Consider the following 17,197-nt stretch of genomic DNA (forward strand, 5'->3'; position numbering starts at 1 on the left):
GAGCTCGCTCGCGATGGGCGTCAACGATAACGCGAGCTGCCTGATTGCCCGCGGTGCCTGAACCACCATCGCGAGCAAGCTCGCTCCTACAAGAGTCAGCATCGTGTCGCCCCACTAACAATAAGCAAAACGGAGAAAGCCCATGCTGCGTTCAGCGGTCGCGCAACAAGACGCCCTGATCGGCGTTGACGAGCCTGTCGTCGATAGCCAGGCATTCCAGCAAATGCTGGATGAAGTGCGCCGGCGTCGCGACGAATTCGACAGCGTCTCCCACGTGCCACGGGACATGATCGAGCGCTTCAAGCAGGTGGGCATCTACCGCGCCGCCACGCCGAAATGCTACGGCGGTGATGCTCTGGCACCTGCACTGTTCCTGCAAATGATCGAGCGTATTTCCGAAGCCGACGGCTCCGCCGGCTGGGTCGCCAGTTTCGGCAGCGCCGGCGTCTATCTCGCCGCTTTGCCGCCAGAAACCCTGGCCGAAATCTATGCTGACAGTCCCGATCTGGTATTCGCCGGCGGCCTGTTTCCGCTGCAACCCGCCGAAGCCGTAGAAGGAGGCTGGCAAGTCAACGGCACCTGGAAATTTGCCAGCGGCTGCAAGGGCGCCGACTTGTTGGGCGTGGGGATCGGCGCGGCGGGCGGCAAGCCTCGTACAGCAGTATTCCGCCCGAATCAGGTCGAGATCGTCGAAAACTGGGACGTGGTCGGCCTCAAGGGCACCGGCAGCCATGACCTGCGCGTGACCAACAAACACATCGATGAACGCTGGACCTTTATCCGCGGTGGGGCCGCGACCATCGACGAACCGCTGTTCCGCTACCCCTCGATTGCCTACGCCGCGCAAGTGCTGGCGGTCGTCAACCTCGGCCTGGCCCGTGCCGCCCTCGACGAAGTCAGCCGCATGGCTGGCGGCGGTGGCATCACCGGCGCGCCGAAAATGGCTGACCGCGCTTATGTGCGCATCGAGATCGCCAAGGCCGAAGCCAAACTCAGCGCCGCCCGCGGTTTCTTCTACAACGCCACCGAGCAGGTGTGGAACTCGATCCTGGCCGGCAACCCGGTCACGCCGGAGCAAACCAGCCTGCTGCGCCTGTCCGCGATCCACGTGTCCCAGGCCGGTGCCGCCGTGGTGCAGAGCGCCTACAGCCTGGCCGGGACCACCGCCATTTACCTGCGCCATCCGCTGCAACGCTACCTGCGCGACTCGATGGTGGTGACCCAGCACGCCTTCCTCAGCGAAGGGCTGTACGACGGCGCAGGCTCGGTGTTCCTCGGCGTGCCGCCGTTCCCTGGCTACATCTGAATTCCATCCCGATTTTTATACTTAAGCTCAAGGATCAAACACATGTCCCAAGCTACCCAGGAACCGTTGCGCGTCGTCTTCTGCATCGGCATCACCCAGAACTTTTTCGACCTGCCCACCGGCGAAGGCCTGAGCGTGTGGAAGGGCTTCAGCCAGATGATGGGCTCCCTCGGCGCGATGCCCGGCATCACCGTGCTTGGCGCGATGGATGACGACCGGCTGATGGTCGGCCCGTCCACCACCTCGCCCTGGACCGTATACATCATGGCCGACGTCGACTGCCACCAGTCGGTGATCGACGCCTGCAACCTGTTCCGCACCACGCCGGTGAACGAATACAGCCTGTGGCGCTACGCCAAGGTCGAAGCGCGCATCGGTCGCCCACTGACCATCCCTGATGCGGCCAAGGTGTAGGCCATGAACGAGGCCTTGCTGCAGCGTCTGGCGACGCTCGAAGGGGAAAGCGCAGTGCGTCGCTTGATGGCGCGCTACATGGACCTGTGCGACGTGCCCCGGGCGCCGACCCATGTCAGCGAACTGGCAGCGCTGTTCTGCATCGACGCGATCTGGGAAGGCATTGGTCGCGAGACCGTACAGACCTTCGGTCAACACCGTGGGCGCGAGGCCGTCGCGGCGTTTGTCGGAGGTTACTTGCCGCCGTCGGACCACTTTCAGCTGAACCTGCACTACCTCACCAGCGAGTCGATCGTGGTCGACGGCAACAAGGCGCAGGGGCAGTGGATCATGCAGCAGATTTCCACCTACGCGGATGGCCGCAGCGAGTTGTTCGGCACGCGCTTGAACATCGATTTTTGCTGCGTCGACGGCACCTGGCTGATCGCGCATTTGCGCACGCAACGCTTGTTCAGCTCTCATTTATCAAAGCAGGAGCTGAGCGCATGAGTACCTTCATCAGCGAATTTATCCTCGGCGGCAGTGGCAAACGCGTTGCCATCAAGGATTCCATCGACATCGCCGGTTACCCGACCCGCTCCGGCAGCCGTGCTTTCGCTGACGCTCCGGCAGCGACTGAAAACGCCGAAGTGGTCGACGCGATTATCAAAGCCGGCTGGCAGATCGTCGGCAAGACCAACCTGCATGAACTGGCCTTTGGCGTCACCGGCATCAACGACTGGACCGGTACGCCTGTGAATCCGCAAGCGCCGGACCGGGTGCCGGGCGGTTCCTCCAGCGGTTCAGCTTCGGCGGTCGCCGCAGGGCTGGCGGACATCGCCATCGGCACCGACACCGGTGGTTCGGTGCGCGTGCCAGCGGCGTGCTGCGGGATTGCCGGACTCAAACCGACTTACGGTCGAGTCAGTCGGGTCGGCGCGCATCCGTTGGCCTCCAGCCTCGATTGCGTCGGGCCGTTCGCCAGGACGATGGACGACCTGATCGCGGCCATGCAGGTGATTTGCCCGGGCTTCGACGTTCATGGAGGGCCCGGCGACGGCGCCAAAGTCGGCTTTCTTGAAGTGGCGTGCGAAGCGCATCTGCAAGCCAGTCTGGGTGCCGCTGCCGACCGTGCCGGTTGGCAGCGCAGCAGCCTGCACCTGAGTGAGTTCGAAGCCGCGTTCGCCGCCGGCCTGACCGTGATCAATTTCGAAAACTGGGCGGCCTTCGGTCATCTCACGGGCAAAGGCCTGATCGGTGCCGATGTCGAACAGCGCCTGCTGGCCGCCAGCCGCACCACCCGCGAAGAACTGGCCCAGGCCGAAGCGGTGCGCAGCCGTTTCACTCAACAGGTGGATGCGGCGCTGGAAGACTTCGCCGTGCTGTTGCTGCCAACCATGCCCAGCCTGCCGCCGACCCTGAGCGAAGCGCGCAGCGGCAGCAAGGCGGTGGCCGGCATGACCCCGCTGGTACGGCCCTTCAACCTCAGCGGCCATCCGGCGCTGACGGTACCGGTGGAACTCGATTGCGGCGGGCTGAAAGTCGGCCTGCAAATCGTCGGCCGTAAAGGCCAGGACGAGCTGGTCTGCGCCTTTGGTGCGCAACTGCAACAGAGCATGGCCGGTTAATCGCCAGCAGTCTCTAAAACGAAATCATAAAAAGAAGCCATGAGGAGAACCGCATGAGCACTCATGAATACCGGCTGATCGCAACGTCGAAAAGCCCCGAAGACCTGGTCCAGCACGACCGCGTCGACGTCTCGCTGTACAACGATCCGGCGCTGTTCGAAGCCGAACTGGAAAAGATTTTCTACCGCACCTGGGTGTGGGTCGCCCACGAAAGCGAAGTGCGCAACAGCGGCGACTTCAAGACCGCCACCATCGGCCGTCGTCCGGTGATTGTCGTGCGCGACAAGAAGAACAACATCAACGTCCTGGAAAACCGTTGCCGTCACCGTGGCGCTACCGTGTGCGAGAAGCACAAGGGTAATGCCACCGGTTTCACCTGCCCGTACCACAGTTGGTCCTACGGCCTGGACGGCAAGCTGCGGGCGCTGCCGTACCCGGACGGCTACGAGGGCATTCTGGAAAAGTCCGAGTTGCCGCTGACCAGCCTGCGGGTCGAGAGCTACGCCGGCATGGTCTTCGCCAGCTACAACGACGAGATCGAGCCGCTGGAAGACTTCCTCGGCGGTGCCAGGCACTGGATGGACCTGTTCATGAAGCAGGGCGCCGGCTACCCGATCAAGACCCAGGGCGAACACAAGTTCAGCTTCAAGGGCAACTGGAAGATCCAGCTGGAAAACACCACCGACGGTTACCACTTCCCGATCGTGCACAAGTCGTTCATGTCGTCGGTGGATGAAGAAACCTCGGAAATGCTCTCGTTCATGACCGACGAGCAAGCCGTCACTCATTCGCTGGGCAACGGCCACAGCGTGATGGTGATGGTACCGGAGCATGTCGACCTCGATCACGACGACGGCACCGAACAACTGCAAGAGCGCTTCGCCCACGTCACCGAAGAACTGTCGAAGACCATGCCGCCCGAGCAGGTACGCCGCATTGTGCGCTCGCTGCACGGCGCCGGGTTCAACCTGAACCTGTTCCCCAACGTGGCCATGTCGATGTCGTTCTTCCGCGTGCTGCGGCCGGTGTCGGTCACCGAAACGGAAATCCGTCACGTGGCCCTGGGCATGGACGGCGGCCCGGAAATCGCCAACCGCGAGCGGATGCGCATTCACGAACACTTCCAGGGCCCGTTCGGTTTCGGCAGCCCCGATGACGCCGAAGCCTGGGACCGCGTGCAGCGCGGCTCCTATGCCGGGGTCGACGCGCCGATCCTGGTCAACCGCGGCCTGAACCGCGAAATCACCGCTGAAAACGGCGACAAAGTCAGCCACGCCACCGACGAAGGCGGCATGCGCGGTGCCTACGACATGTGGAAAAGGATGATGAGCCAATGAGCAATCACGACACCCTGAACGGTTTTTCCGGCCCGTTGGCCCAGGCCATCGAATTCATCTGGCGCGAAGCCGAGCTGCTGGACCACAAGAACTACGCCGAGTGGGCGACCTTGTGGAGCGAAAGCGGCAAGTACATCGTGCCGATCGACCCGGACACCGAAGATTTCGAGGCGACGCTGAACTACGCCTACGACGACGCGCGCATGCGTGACCTGCGCATCGAACGCCTGACCGCCGGCTACTCGCCATCGGCGGTGGACGCGGCGAAAACCATCCGCACGGTCTCGCGTTTCCGCCTGGTGGAAGCGGCCGGCGACATCGTCGAAGTCAACTCGGCGCAGTTGCTGTACGCCTACAAGCGCGGCGTGCACACGCCGTTCGTGGCCGACCTCAATCACCGCATCCGCTTCACCGATGGCGTGCCGACCCTGGAGCGCAAAGTGGTGCGCCTGATCAATTCCACCGACAGCCTGAGCGCGCTCGGCTTCCTTCTGTGAGGGCAACATCATGAGTCGAGTAGCCCTGGTAACAGGTGCTTCGCGCGGACTGGGCGAGTGCATCGCCCGTCGTCTGCACGCAGCGGGTTATCGCGTCGGCCTGGCGGATGTGCGTCTCGATGGCGTGCGACAACTGGCCGCCGAGCTCGATGGCAGCGGCTCCACGGCCGTCGCCATCGAGCTGGATGTGCGCAGCAAGGCCGATTTCCAGCGCGCCCGCGACCTGCTCGCCGCGCACTGGGGTGGCACCGACATTCTGGTGAACAACGCCGGGGTGTCGAAAGTCGCGGCGTTGATGGACATCACGCCGGAAGAATTCGACGAATCGATGGCCATCAACCTGCGCGGCACTTTCGTAGCGTGCCAGGTGTTCGGTGCGCACTTTGCCGAGCGTGGCTTCGGGCGCATCGTCAATATCGCCTCGCTCGCCGGACAGAACGGCGGCACTGCGACGGGCGCGCATTACGCAGCGGCCAAGGGCGGCGTGGCGACATTGACCAAGGTCTTTGCCCGTGAGCTGGCGCCCCGTGGCGTGACGGTCAACAGCATCTCGCCGGGTCCGCTGGAGTTACCGGTAGTACGCGAAACCGTGACCCCGGAGCGTCTGGAGCAGATTCTGAAAATGATCCCGGCCGGCACCCTGGGTGACCCTGGGTTCATCGCCGACAGCGTTTTGCTGCTGATTGCCGAGCATGCGACCTCCGTGACGGGCGCGTGCCTGGATATCAACGGCGGCCTGTTCATGCGCTAAACGCGCCCCGATTCAATGGCAGGAACATGCCCCTTGTAGGAGCGAGCTTGCTCGCGATGGTCGTCAACGATGACGCTGGAAACCTGGCACCCCGTGGCGGCCTCAGGTTCATCGCGAGCAAGCTCGCTCCTACAGGGGATCAACCAAAGCCATACCGTTAAACCGAAACAACAGTATTCAGGTGATGCAATGATGAAGGTGAAGATCGAAAGGATCGTCGACGAAGCGCTGGATATCCGTTCCTTTCGCCTCGTGCGCAGTGACGGCCAGCCGCTCGACACCTATGAGCCGGGTGCCCACGTCGACCTTACCGGCCCGACCGGTGTAACCCGCCAATACTCCCTGTGCAGCCCGCCCCAGGATCGCCGCGCCTACCTGGTGGCCGTGAAGAAAGAAGCGCAGTCGCGCGGTGGCTCGCTGGCGTTGCATGAGCAGGTGGAAGAGGGCATGGAGCTGGAAATGGGCGCGCCACGCAACCTGTTCCGCCTGGACCCGGCTGCCCGCGAACACGTGCTGTTCGCCGCCGGCATCGGTGTGACGCCGCTGCTGAGCATGGCCTATCGACTGGCGGAAAGTGGCCAGCCGTATCGCCTGCATTACTTCGCCCGCTCGGCAGAGTACGCGGCGTTCACCGAACTGCTGGCGGCAAATTTTGCCGATCACGTCGAGTTTCACTACGGCGTCGAACCGGGCGATCTGGACGCCGCATTAAGCGCGTGCCTGGAACGTGCCGGCAGCGATGCTCATGTCTACACCTGCGGCCCCGCGCCGTTCATGAACAAGGTGGTGGAAGTGGCCGCGCGCAGCCGTTCGGACGATGCCATTCACCTGGAACACTTCGCCGCCGATCCTGCAGCCAACAGCGGCCCGAGCGGTGGTTTCGAAGTGGAACTGGCCAGCTCCGGCGTGGTGCTGCATGTACCGGCTGACAGCAGCCTGGTGGATGTGTTGCAGGCCCACGGTTGCGACATCGACACCGAGTGCCGCGAAGGCATCTGCGGCACCTGTATTGTCGAGGTGCTGGACGGCGTGCCGGAGCATCGCGACAACTGCCTTTCCAACAAGGAAAAGGCGTCCAACAAGCAGATTTGCGCCTGCGTTTCACGGGCGCTTTCCGCTCGTCTGGTATTGGACATTTAAACGCTTTCCACGCCGGAAAGCCGACGCCGGAGCCTGTTGAATGGGTGCCCGGCGGCCATCGAGGGAGGTGATGGCTGGAGTACGAAAGATTTTTAGCGAGCCGCTCGACGAAGCGGCCGAAAAATAACAACAAAAACGTGAGGCTTTGCGGACATGATTACAGCATCGGCGGTGCGCAATGAGGCGTTCGAAAGTTGGCTGAGCCAGGTTAACCAGGCTTGCGGGCGTTTCGACGCCCGCGCGCTGGACACCGATTTCTATGGCGAGCTGGCGGAGTTTCGCAGCGGCGCGATCAAGCTCAGCGTGGTCGACATGGCGCACGTGCACCTGTACCGCAGCAGCAAGGATGTCAGCACCAGCAGCGACGGTCACTACTACGCGGTGTTCCAGATGCGCGGCAGTTCGCACCTCGAGCAGGGCGACAACCGTGCGCAACTGGGTTGTGGCGACATCGCCCTGATCGACGCCAGCCGCCCGAGCGACATGACCTACAACGACGACTCCCGACAGCTGTCGCTGATCCTGCCGCGCCAGGTGGTCGAGCGCGGCTCGCACTTCACGGCGGTCAATTGCGCCACGCGCATCGCGGCCAATAATCCTCTGGCGGCCATGGCCAACCGCCTGGTGCTGGAGACTCGCCAGCAGGAAGGTCTGGACATGCAGGAAAGCGAGGCTGTGCTCGACGCCCTGGTCAGCCTGCTGCTACCGGGAGTCAGCGCCCGCGACAGCAATGGCGATATGCATGAGCGGCAGTTCCGCAAGATCATCGCTTTTATCGACGAACACATCAGCGACGAAGCGCTCTGCCCCGAACTGATTGCCCGGGAGGTGGGGGTGTCGGTGCGCGGGTTGTACCGGATGTTCTCCAAGCGCGGGCTGGTGGTGGCGCAATACATCAAGCACCGGCGCCTGGATTTCTGCGCGGAAAACCTGCGTCGCAGTGATGTCGAGCAGAAGCTGTCGGCACTGTGTTATGCCTGGGGCTTTTCCGATTCCAGCTACTTTTCCTCGGCGTTCAAATCGCGCTTTGGTGTGTCGCCGGGTGCCTATCGCAAGCGCTATAACCAGAATTGACGCTGGATGGGCTGGCCCCATCGCGGGCAAGCCCGCTCCCACAGGCATTGATGGTGTTCACAAATTTTGTGTACGACACCAATCACTGTGGGAGCGGGCTTGCCCGCGATGGCGGCCTCATGACCGCCGCAGATCCCTCAATGCCGCGCCGGCTCCTCCGCCGGCAAGTGCAGCACCTCGCGCACCAGCATCGCGATGCTGGTCACGCCCATCTTTTCCTTGATCTTGGTGCGGTGAACATCAACGGTTTTCACGCTGATGTTCAGCTCCCGGGCAATCACCTTGCTGGCCTTGCCATCGATCACCAGCATCAGCACCTCGCGCTCGCGGCTGGTCAACAGTGCCAGTTTGCCTTGCAGGTTCTGGCGCTGCTCCTGGTCGGCCTGGGCGTGTACGGCGGTCTTCAGCGCGGCCTGGATGCGGTCGATCATCTGCTGCGGGTTGTAGGGCTTCTCGACGAAGTCCAGCGCGCCGTTCTTCATCGCCGTCACCGACATCGGAATATCGCCATGGGCCGAGACGAAAATGGTCGGCAAGGTGCTGCCGCGCTGGTTGAGGATTTCCTGCAGCTGGAAACCGCTGGTTTCCGGCATACGCACGTCCAGCACCAGGCAGGCCGGTTGCTTGGGGTCGTACTGGCTGAGGAATTCTTCGGCACCGGCAAAGCACTGCGCCTGCACACTGACCGACTCCAGCAACCAGGCCAGCGAGGTGCGCAGGTCCTTGTCGTCGTCAACGATGTAAACAATCGGTTTGCGGGTTTGCATCAGGGGCTGCCACGAAAATTTTCTATTTATTGTTTTCGCTCGCGTGCACGCGCGGCGGACATTGGCTCATCTTTTTGGAGCCAAGTAGCAGAATACCCACTGTGGCCGGCCCTTGCGATAAAGAAACCACCTAGTCGACTAGCGGAAAGCCTACCTCTACGTGGGGATCGTCAGAATGGTTGGGCGCAGCGCCCGGCCTTAGTCTTGTTCCATCACCTACGGGCCGCCTCAAAGCGGTCCTCCTGAAGGAAGGGGCATCGACATGGCCGACCTGAGCCAGCAGCAAATCGACTTTCGCAACGCCATGGCGCAGTTGCCTGCGGCGGTGAACATCATCACCACCAACGGCCCTGGCGGTCGTTGCGGCATCACCGCCAGCGCCGTGTGCTCGGTGACCGATTCGCCGCCCACCGTGCTGGTCTGCGTCAACCGCAACAGCGCCACCCACGACGTGTTCCGCACCAACGGCCGGCTGTGCGTCAACGTGCTGTGTGGCGAGCAGGAAGAACTGGCCCGCCACTTCGCCGGCATGACCAAGGTGCCGATGGCCGAGCGCTTCGCCTGGGACCTGTGGGACGACGGCGCCGCCGACGTGCCGGTGCTGCGCGACGCCTTGGTGCAGCTGGAAGGGCGGATCAGCGAGTGCAAGGAGGTGGGGTCGCATTCGGTGATGTTCGTGGAACTGGAGAAGGTCGGCGTGCGGGAGCAGGGCGATAGTCTGGTGTACTTCAACCGGTTGTTTCATCGGTTGGAGCATGCAGGGGCTGTTTGCTGAAGACAGCATCTTGTGGGAGCGGGCAAGCCCGCTCCCACAGGGATCTTCGGTACTCACGGAATTTGTGTACGACGATGATCAACTGTGGGAGCGAGCCTGCTCGCGAAGGCGGTGTACCAGGCACCGCCATTGTCAGATCCGAAAACTCCCCACCAACTGATTCAACCGCGCCGCCTGCTGTTCCAGCTCGGTACAGGCACGCAAGGTCGATTGCAGGTTTTCCACGCCTTGCTGGTTGAGGGTGTTGATTTGCGTGATGTCGACGTTCAGGGCCTCGACCACGGCGGTCTGTTCTTCGGTGGCGGCGGCGACGGACTGGTTGACGTTGTCGATCTCGCCGATGCGCTGGGTCACGCTGCCCAGGCGGGTGCCGGCGAGGTTGGCGATGTTGACGCTTTCCTCGCTGTGCTGCTGGCTCTCGGTCATGGTGGTGACCGAGTCCCGGGCGCCCACTTGCAGTTCCTCGATCATCTGCTGGATCTCCAGCGCCGAGGTCTGGGTGCGTCCGGCCAGGCTGCGCACTTCATCGGCCACCACGGCAAAACCGCGCCCGGCTTCACCGGCGCGGGCCGCTTCGATGGCGGCGTTGAGCGCCAGCAGGTTGGTCTGCTGGGAGATACCCTTGATCACTTCGAGGATCTGCCCGATGTTCACGGTCTTGTCGTTGAGTACTTCGATGTTGGCGCACGATGCCCTGATTTTCCCGGACAGCTCGTTCATCACCTCGATCGTGCGCTGCACCACCTGACGCCCGTCTTCCGCCTGTTGCCGGGCGTTGGATGCCTGGTGCGAAGCATCGCTGGCGTTATGGGCAATCTCCTGGGCGGCGGCGCCCAATTGATTGATCGCAGCCGCCACGCTGTTGGTGCGGGTCGATTGATCGTCGAAGTTGCTCAGCGATGAATTGGACGCTTCCAGCACGCGACGAGCCCCTTCGTTGACGCCGAGAGCCGCCGAGGACACTTCGCGAATCGACTGATGGATACGCTCGACAAACCGGTTGAACGCCGTCGCCAGCTGACCGATTTCATCCCGCGATTGCACTTGCAGACGCCGGGTCAGGTCGCCTTCGCCGAGGGAAATATCCTCCATGACCCGCGTCAACACTTGCAGTGGTCGGGTGATGCGCTGCGCGGTGTACCAGATCAACAGCAGGCCGAGCAGGGCCGAGCCGCCGCCGAGCAGCAGTTCCAGCGCGGTGCTTTGCACGCCTTGGGCGTCGAGTTGCTTTTGCAGGGAGGTGACCGGTGCCAGCAGCACGTCCTGCGCAACGCCCACCAGCACGCTCCAGGGCGCGGCACCGGCAATTGGTGCCAGCGGTTCGAGCACCTTGATCTGCTGCGGGTCGACAAAGACTTTTGGCTGGCCCTGGCGCAAGGCGTCCATCACCTCGGCACTGTCCATCGGTTGACCCAGGCGACTGACGTCCTGGCTGTTGGCGGAGATCACGCCACGAGGGCTGACGATGCTGATCTGGCCATGGCCATCGAACAGTTGCAGGGCGCTGGCTTCGCTGTTCTTTTGCAGCGCGGCGAGGTTGATGTCGAGGCCGACCACGGCAATGACCTTGCCGTTTTCCAGCAGCGGGAAGGCTACGCTGGTGACCAGTTTGCGACTGCCGGACGCCTCGTCGAAGTAGGGTTCCAGCACGCAGGCCTGACGGGTGTCGCGGGCGCAGGTGTAGAAGGCGTTGTAGGGTGCGCCGCTCGGCCCCGGTTCGGTGTTGGCGAGCAGGCCTTCATCACCGATCACCGCTTGCAGCTCGCCGGGCTTGCTCTGCACCCAGTACAGCGAGAAACGCCCGGTTTCGTTGCTGCCCAGATCCGCCTTGCCGACGAAACCGGCGTCGGCACCGTCCAGCGCGTCGGGTTCAAAAATGACGTAAAGCCCGAGCAGGTCGGGCTTGTCGATGAGGGCCTGGTGAAGCTGGGTACTCAACGCCTGGCGCAGTTGTGGGCGGGTCAGCGTCCCCTGGTGCTGGAGTTGCCGCAGATAGAGTAAGTATCGCGACAGCCCCTGGCCAAATTCATGGGTCTGCATGAAGGTGCGCTGCACCTGCATGGCCTGCACTTTGCCCAGGGCCTGCATGTGTTCCTTGGCCGCATCGGCGAGCATTTCGCTGCTGGCCTCGGCTACTTGCCGGCTGCTTTTGTGGGTCTGGTAAAGCGACAGGCCCATCAGCAAACCCACCACCAACAACAGGCAGAGGCCGGCAAGCAGGGCGATCTTGCTCTGGATCGTCAGGAATTTTTTCTGCATTGGAAAGGCCTTTTTCCATGGGGGCAGCGGATGCGCCACTGCCCCGATCGGGCTTAGAAAGTGCTGGCGAAAATCACCTGGCTGTAGAGGTTCTTGTCGTTGTTGCCCAGCTGCGTGCCGCCCTGGTCAGCGCTCTTGTCCGGCTGGAACAGGCCGATCAGCGGCATGATGCTCAGGTGATCGTTGACGTGCCATTCGGCATACAGGTCCGTTTCGCGGCCGTCGGTATTGCCCAGGTTGCGGTCGATGGTGTCGAAGTTGAAATGCATCACGCCCACGCTCAGGTTCTCCAGCGGCGAGACGCTGAACTTCACTTGTTGGATGCGCGAGTTGCTGTTGAACGGCCCGGCATAGTTGCCCGCCACTTCACCCTGGAACCAGGTACCGAAACCACGGCTGAAACCGTAGAACAGGGTGTCGTAGTTTTCCGAGAAACGGCTGTAGCGGTAGCTGACATAGGGCGCCCAGGTCACGTCGGAGAAGGTCCAGCCGGCTTCCAGGTACCAGCCGTCTTCGTCGGAGGAGTGGGGCTTGTCCTGCTTGGCGTATTCGCCGGACAGGAACAGGTCTTTGACCCCGGCATTGCCGGTGGCGCGCAGGCTGTAGGTCTTCATGCCGTCGCGTTCAAGCTGGATCGGCGAGGCGTATTGCTCGTCGATGTCGGTGGTGTCGATGTAGGTCAGGCCGACGGTGCCGGCTTCGGACACGTGTTCCAGGGTGCCGACGTACATTTCGGTCTTGGCCTGGGAGCGGTTGTTGGACTTGAGCCACATCAGGTCGCTGCGCCAGCCTTCCTTGCCGCCGATACGCAACACGGCGGTCTCGTCGAACGCCTTGCGCGCGGCCAGCCAGTAAGCGCCGCCCCGGTTGAACTCACCGTCGGCAATGCCTTTGCCCAGGTTCAGCGCGTCGCCATTAATCAGGAAACCGTCACCGATCAAGATGTACTGGCGGCCAAAGGACAGGTCGATCCCGTCGCTGCCCAGCACCGGGAACAGATCGGCCGAACGCCAGCCGAGGTAGGCATCTTCGAACTTGGTGGTGCGTTCCGAACCGTCGCTGAAACCGGCGGCATCGCCGTCGCCCCAAGTGCCGGAGCTGAGCATGTTCGCCGCACCGTAAGCAGTACCGACACCGCCCAGGCCCTGGTCGAACGCCAGGCCGTACTTGATATAACCCTCGCGCCACGAGGACGAACCTTCGTCGAGACGACCCGACAGGGCGTAGTTTTCCTGGCTATGGAAAATGCCGAAAACCGCTTCCAGGGTGGCGTTCAGGTGACTGTCGTCATCGGCATAGAGTTCATAAGCTCCGGCCTGCCCGGCACTGATCATCAGCGCGAGCGTGGAAAGTCGAAGCAAGGGAAACTTGAGCATGGCATGACATCCGTTCTTGTTCTTAGGCGCAGGGTTGCGGTCTTTTTAGATACTAAGGGCCGCGTTTTTTTTGGCCTTTTGCCTGTTTGCCAATTAGTTGGTTGTGCATGCCAGATTGCATGGCAGGGTGATGGCACAGAGGTTCGTCGAGCTGCGATCTCTGTAGGAGCTGCCGAAGGCTGCGATCTTTTGGTGGCCTGACGGCCCTGAAGATCAAGATCAAAAGATCGCAGCCTTCTGCAGCTCCTACAGGGAAATCGTGGTGCTGTTGAAATTACCGTTCGTCGTTTTTTATTGAGAGGAAAGTCGGTTAGGACGGAGCGCTTTTTTGATGGTGAAGGAAAGTTCTTACTGCTTCCCACAGTTGCCTGATTCGACAAGTAACCTGTGTCACGGTTTTAGGTGAATAGCACTTCCTGTTTTCTTGTGAGAACTATCTATTGGTTTTGAGTGAAATTTCCTACGTTTGAAAAAATACCTGCTTGTAACTTCGTGCGAAAAATAATAACCATAGTTTCGACAACTTTTCTAATCGACGGGTATTCAGCAATGACGAATGACTTTTCGCGTGACAGCTTTTTCAATTACGACGATGAGTTGGAAATCAGTGCTTGTCCGCCTGGAGTCGAAGGTTTCAGGGATGCGGGCAGGGATTCAACGCCCATTCGGCAGGGTTGTTCTGGCATTGAACAGAACAGTCATGGAAAGGATTGTCATGAAGTTATATCCACACAAGTTCGAGATACTCAATCTTCCTGTTGATGGTTTTGTGATTTCAAGGGGCGAGATATCAAGAACGCAGGATTCACCGCTGTTGTTGGCAATAAATGAGCAAAAAAAAACAAGGCTTTCAAAAGCTGAAGTTGACGAAGTTCTATTGTTTTACGGCTTGATATCACAAACTGACGATGACCTGTAGGAGCGAGCCTGCTCGAGAAAAAAGGCCCGGCAACGCGGTCATTCAGACTGTGCGCGTTATCGTTGACGTCCATCGCGAGCAGGCTCGCTCCCACAGGGGGAGAGCGATCTGGCAGCCCCGCCAACACAACTGGCACGCAGGGCAAACCCTGCGTTTGCCTGACCATCGACAATCCTTGCCAACCTGCCGGGGCTCCGTTGCCCCGGCGCTTTCTGTGTTGGCGTTCGTCTGCGTGACGAGCGCGTGGATTTTCAAGGTCGTTTCTTATGTTTACCGCCCTGCGTTTGCCCCTCATCGGTTTGTTGTCTTTCACCCTGGCGCAAGCCGTGTCGGCTGCCGATTGCTCGCCGGTGCAGAAGCGTGGCGCCGAGGTGTTCGCCAATGAATGCGGCGTCTGCCATTCGGTGAGCAAGGGCATGGCCGGGATGATGGGGCCGAATCTGGCGGGTGTGATGGGGCGCAAGTCCGGTTCGCTGGAGGGCTTCAACTATTCCCAGGCGATGCGCAGCAAAAACATCGACTGGCAGGCCGAGAACATCGAGCAACTGATCACTCAACCCCAGGCTTTCGTGCCAGGAACCTACATGCCTTACATGGGCCTGGCCTCTGCCGACGATCGTCAGGCGGTGGTGTGCTACCTCAAAGAACAACACTAAGCGGCCGGTTATCTGGCTTATCGAAACCCCGCAGGAGTTGGCTTGCCTTGAATCTTGCACCGCCTTTAAGGGCGCTTTCGCGAGCAGGCTCGCTCCCACATTTGAATGAAGGTGATTTATGAGCAACGTTGAAATCCTGCCGCAGGTGGCTGCATTCCTCGACCGCCGTCATGGCTGCTTTATTGATGGTCAGTGGGTGTTTGCCGAAGGCGAGCGCATTGCCGTGGTCAACCCGGCCACCGGGCAAACCCTGTGTGAGACCCTGGATGCACCGCTGGAGATCGTTGAACAAGCGGTGCAGTCTTCGCACAAGGCCTTCAAGTCCGGTGTCTGGTCTTCGCTGCGTCCGGCCGACCGTGAACGCATCCTGCTCAACTTCACCCGGCTGGTGGAAGAACACGCCGAAGAGCTGGCGCAACTGGAAACCCTGAGCCAGGGCAAGTCGATCAACATGGCCCGCGCGCTGGATCTGAACGCCACCGTGGAGTTCATGCGCTACATGTCCGGCTGGGCGACCAAGATCGAAGGCCAGACCTTCGATGTGTCGATCCCGCTGCCGCCGGGTGCCAAGTTCACCGCATTCACCCAGCGTGAACCGGTCGGCGTGGTGGTCGGCATCGTGCCGTGGAACTTTCCGCTGCTGATCGCCGCCTGGAAGCTGATGCCGGCGCTGGCCACCGGTTGCACGGTGATCATCAAACCGGCGATGGAAACGCCGCTGACCGCCATGCGCCTGGCAGAACTGGCACTGGAAGCGGGCATCCCGGCGGGCGTGTTCAACGTGGTCACCGGTGGCGGGGCTTCGGTCGGTGGCGTGCTGACTTCGCATCCGCTGGTGAGCAAAGTGTCGTTTACCGGCTCCACCGCCGTGGGCAAGAGTGTCGGCGTGGCGTGCATGGAAAACATGACGCGCTTCTCCCTGGAACTGGGCGGCAAGAACCCGATGATCGTGCTCGCCGATGCCGACATCGAAAAGGCTGTGCAAGGCGCAATTCTCGGCGGCCTGCTGAACAACGGTCAGGTATGCGCCGCAGCATCGCGTTTCTATGTGCACCGTTCGATCCACGACAAGTTTGTGGAAGCGCTGGCGGCAGCGGTATCGGCCATGCCGATCGGCGCTGGCATGAACTGCGACGCGGCGATCAACCCGCTGGTGTCGCGCAAGCAGCAACAAAGCGTACTCAAGCACATCGAACTGGCTCGTCGTGAAGGCGCGCGGGTGGTGGCTGGTGGAGAGTTGCTGGAAGGTGAGGGCTTCTTCGTACAGCCAACGATCCTCGCCGACATCGACCACCGCATGGCCGTGGCCCGGGAAGAAGTGTTCGGCCCGGTGCTGGGTGTGATGCCGTTCGATGATGAAGACGCGGTTATCGCCCTGGCCAACGACAACCGCTATGGCCTGGCTGCCAGCCTGTGGACCAACGACCTGGGCAAGGCGATGAACCTGGTGCCGCGCATCGAAGCCGGCACGGTGTGGGTCAACGCCCACGTGTTGCTCGACCCGGCGATGCCGTTCGGTGGCGTCAAGCAATCGGGCATGGGCCGCGAGTTCGGGCGTGCAGTGATCGAGGCTTATACCGAGCTGAAGTCGGTGTGTATCGCGCATTGATGGCGTGGTCACTTGGGGTGTGAGTGGGTTTCACACCTCAGGTGTAGTGCTGTTGTGATGGGGCGAGACGGTGTACATATCCGTTGTTTCAGTAACGGCGGCTGGCGGTTTCGCCCTTACGGCGAGTCACTTGGAAAAGCGCCAAGTAACCAAGCGCTCTTGCCCCTTTCGTTCGGTGCCTCACCCTGGCTCGGCATGCCCTCGCTTCGGTCCTGCTCCGTGGGCCCGCCGCCATCGGCCATCCATGGCCGGGGGCGGCTAACCCGGCATCCATGCCGGGTTGCCCACTGCGCAGAACCTCCACTCGGCCTCTCGAGGTGGCAAGAAGATCAAAAGCCAAAGCCAAAGCCAAAGCGAGGCGGCCTTAAAGCCGACCTCATTGCAAAGCTGTCCGCGATCCAAATGTGGGAGCGAGCACATCTGCCAAAGCCAGGTCGGCTGTCAGGCCGCCTCGCGTTTGCTTTTGATCCAGGCGCCCCGTTAAACCACGATGGCCGAACGCAGGCATTGCTCCGTGGGTAACCCGGCAGGACGCCGGGTTAGCCGCGCTGGGCCAAGGATGGCCCATCGCGGCGGCCCACGGAGCAATGCCGGAGTGAGGGCATGCCGAGCCTGGGCGAGGCACCGAGTGGTGGGGCAAGAGCGCTTGGTTACTTGACGCTTTTCCAAGTGACTCGCCGTAAGGGCGGAACCAATAGTCGCCATGACCG

Annotated in this window: 16 protein-coding genes and 1 pseudogene; 13 read left to right on the forward strand and 4 right to left on the reverse strand. The window is 61.6% G+C overall.

All coding sequences use genetic code 11. From position 1 onward, the window contains the following. The first annotated feature begins 142 nt into the window (after positions 1-142). The 9 genes from FFS64_RS25315 to feaR all read left to right on the forward strand — a co-directional run bounded on the left by FFS64_RS25315 (position 143) and on the right by feaR (position 8,126). Positions 143-1,306 (forward strand): acyl-CoA dehydrogenase family protein, encoded by a 1,164-nt coding sequence (locus FFS64_RS25315; protein ID WP_137807603.1) that lies wholly within the window; start codon positions 143-145, stop codon positions 1,304-1,306. A 42-nt stretch (positions 1,307-1,348) separates the two neighbouring features. After that, positions 1,349-1,720, forward strand: a complete 372-nt coding sequence (locus tag FFS64_RS25320) for a hypothetical protein (protein ID WP_033062066.1) — start codon at positions 1,349-1,351, stop codon at positions 1,718-1,720. A gap of 3 nt (positions 1,721-1,723) precedes the next feature. Then, complete coding sequence (locus FFS64_RS25325; protein WP_137807604.1) at positions 1,724-2,209, forward strand: nuclear transport factor 2 family protein; 486 nt, start codon at positions 1,724-1,726, stop codon at positions 2,207-2,209. Continuing rightward, positions 2,206-3,327, forward strand: coding sequence for an amidase (locus FFS64_RS25330; protein ID WP_137807605.1), 1,122 nt, complete (start codon positions 2,206-2,208; stop codon positions 3,325-3,327). Before FFS64_RS25325 ends, FFS64_RS25330 begins: the two co-directional genes overlap by 4 nt. A gap of 53 nt (positions 3,328-3,380) precedes the next feature. Next, on the forward strand, positions 3,381-4,664 hold the full coding sequence (locus tag FFS64_RS25335; protein ID WP_137807606.1) for a Rieske 2Fe-2S domain-containing protein: 1,284 nt from the start codon (positions 3,381-3,383) through the stop codon (positions 4,662-4,664). Continuing rightward, positions 4,661-5,161: an aromatic-ring-hydroxylating dioxygenase subunit beta gene (locus FFS64_RS25340; protein ID WP_077048276.1), complete on the forward strand. Its 501-nt coding sequence runs from the start codon at positions 4,661-4,663 to the stop codon at positions 5,159-5,161. Before FFS64_RS25335 ends, FFS64_RS25340 begins: the two co-directional genes overlap by 4 nt. Before the next feature lie 10 nt (positions 5,162-5,171). Beyond that, on the forward strand, positions 5,172-5,912 hold the full coding sequence (locus FFS64_RS25345) for an SDR family NAD(P)-dependent oxidoreductase (RefSeq protein ID WP_137807607.1): 741 nt from the start codon (positions 5,172-5,174) through the stop codon (positions 5,910-5,912). 189 nt (positions 5,913-6,101) lie between these two features. Next, positions 6,102-7,052 (forward strand): PDR/VanB family oxidoreductase, encoded by a 951-nt coding sequence (locus FFS64_RS25350; RefSeq protein ID WP_137807608.1) that lies wholly within the window; start codon positions 6,102-6,104, stop codon positions 7,050-7,052. A 153-nt stretch (positions 7,053-7,205) separates the two neighbouring features. Continuing rightward, the gene (gene feaR / locus FFS64_RS25355) at positions 7,206-8,126 is read left to right on the forward strand and encodes a transcriptional regulator FeaR (RefSeq protein WP_137807609.1); all 921 of its coding nucleotides are present in this window, start codon (positions 7,206-7,208) and stop codon (positions 8,124-8,126) included. Positions 8,127-8,263: 137 nt separating this feature from the next. Here the strand turns inward: feaR and FFS64_RS25360 are convergent, their stop codons facing one another. Next, the gene (locus FFS64_RS25360) at positions 8,264-8,893 is read right to left on the reverse strand and encodes a response regulator transcription factor (RefSeq protein ID WP_095193566.1); all 630 of its coding nucleotides are present in this window, start codon (positions 8,891-8,893) and stop codon (positions 8,264-8,266) included. 262 nt (positions 8,894-9,155) lie between these two features. On the opposite strand from FFS64_RS25360, the gene hpaC reads away from it, so the two are divergent. Continuing rightward, entirely contained in the window at positions 9,156-9,668 is a 513-nt protein-coding gene (gene hpaC / locus FFS64_RS25365; protein ID WP_137807610.1) for a 4-hydroxyphenylacetate 3-monooxygenase, reductase component, read from the forward strand. 132 nt (positions 9,669-9,800) lie between these two features. Here hpaC and FFS64_RS32300 read toward each other — a convergent pair whose 3' ends face one another. From FFS64_RS32300 to FFS64_RS25375, 3 genes and pseudogenes are all read right to left on the reverse strand, one after another. Then, positions 9,801-10,631 carry a methyl-accepting chemotaxis protein gene (locus FFS64_RS32300; protein WP_371917514.1) on the reverse strand — a complete coding sequence of 277 codons (831 nt, stop codon included), beginning with the start codon at positions 10,629-10,631 and terminating at the stop codon, positions 9,801-9,803. A gap of 24 nt (positions 10,632-10,655) precedes the next feature. Continuing rightward, a pseudogene (locus tag FFS64_RS32305) lies at positions 10,656-11,927 on the reverse strand (HAMP domain-containing protein); the annotation flags it as partial. 53 nt (positions 11,928-11,980) lie between these two features. Then, on the reverse strand, positions 11,981-13,303 hold the full coding sequence (locus FFS64_RS25375; protein WP_137807612.1) for a hypothetical protein: 1,323 nt from the start codon (positions 13,301-13,303) through the stop codon (positions 11,981-11,983). Between the two features lie 556 nt (positions 13,304-13,859). Here FFS64_RS25375 and FFS64_RS31345 point away from each other — a divergent pair. The 3 genes from FFS64_RS31345 to FFS64_RS25390 all read left to right on the forward strand — a co-directional run bounded on the left by FFS64_RS31345 (position 13,860) and on the right by FFS64_RS25390 (position 16,487). Continuing rightward, positions 13,860-14,222 carry a hypothetical protein gene (locus FFS64_RS31345; RefSeq protein WP_171017133.1) on the forward strand — a complete coding sequence of 121 codons (363 nt, stop codon included), beginning with the start codon at positions 13,860-13,862 and terminating at the stop codon, positions 14,220-14,222. Positions 14,223-14,488: 266 nt separating this feature from the next. Beyond that, positions 14,489-14,878, forward strand: coding sequence for a cytochrome c family protein (locus FFS64_RS25385; RefSeq protein WP_137807614.1), 390 nt, complete (start codon positions 14,489-14,491; stop codon positions 14,876-14,878). A gap of 118 nt (positions 14,879-14,996) precedes the next feature. Further along, a complete protein-coding gene (locus FFS64_RS25390) occupies positions 14,997-16,487 on the forward strand; it encodes an aldehyde dehydrogenase family protein (protein ID WP_137807615.1) in 1,491 nt (496 codons plus the stop codon). The last annotated feature ends 710 nt before the right edge of the window (positions 16,488-17,197 follow it).

It is taken from the genome of Pseudomonas sp. G(2018) (assembly GCF_005502415.1).
GTDB lineage: Bacteria > Pseudomonadota > Gammaproteobacteria > Pseudomonadales > Pseudomonadaceae > Aquipseudomonas.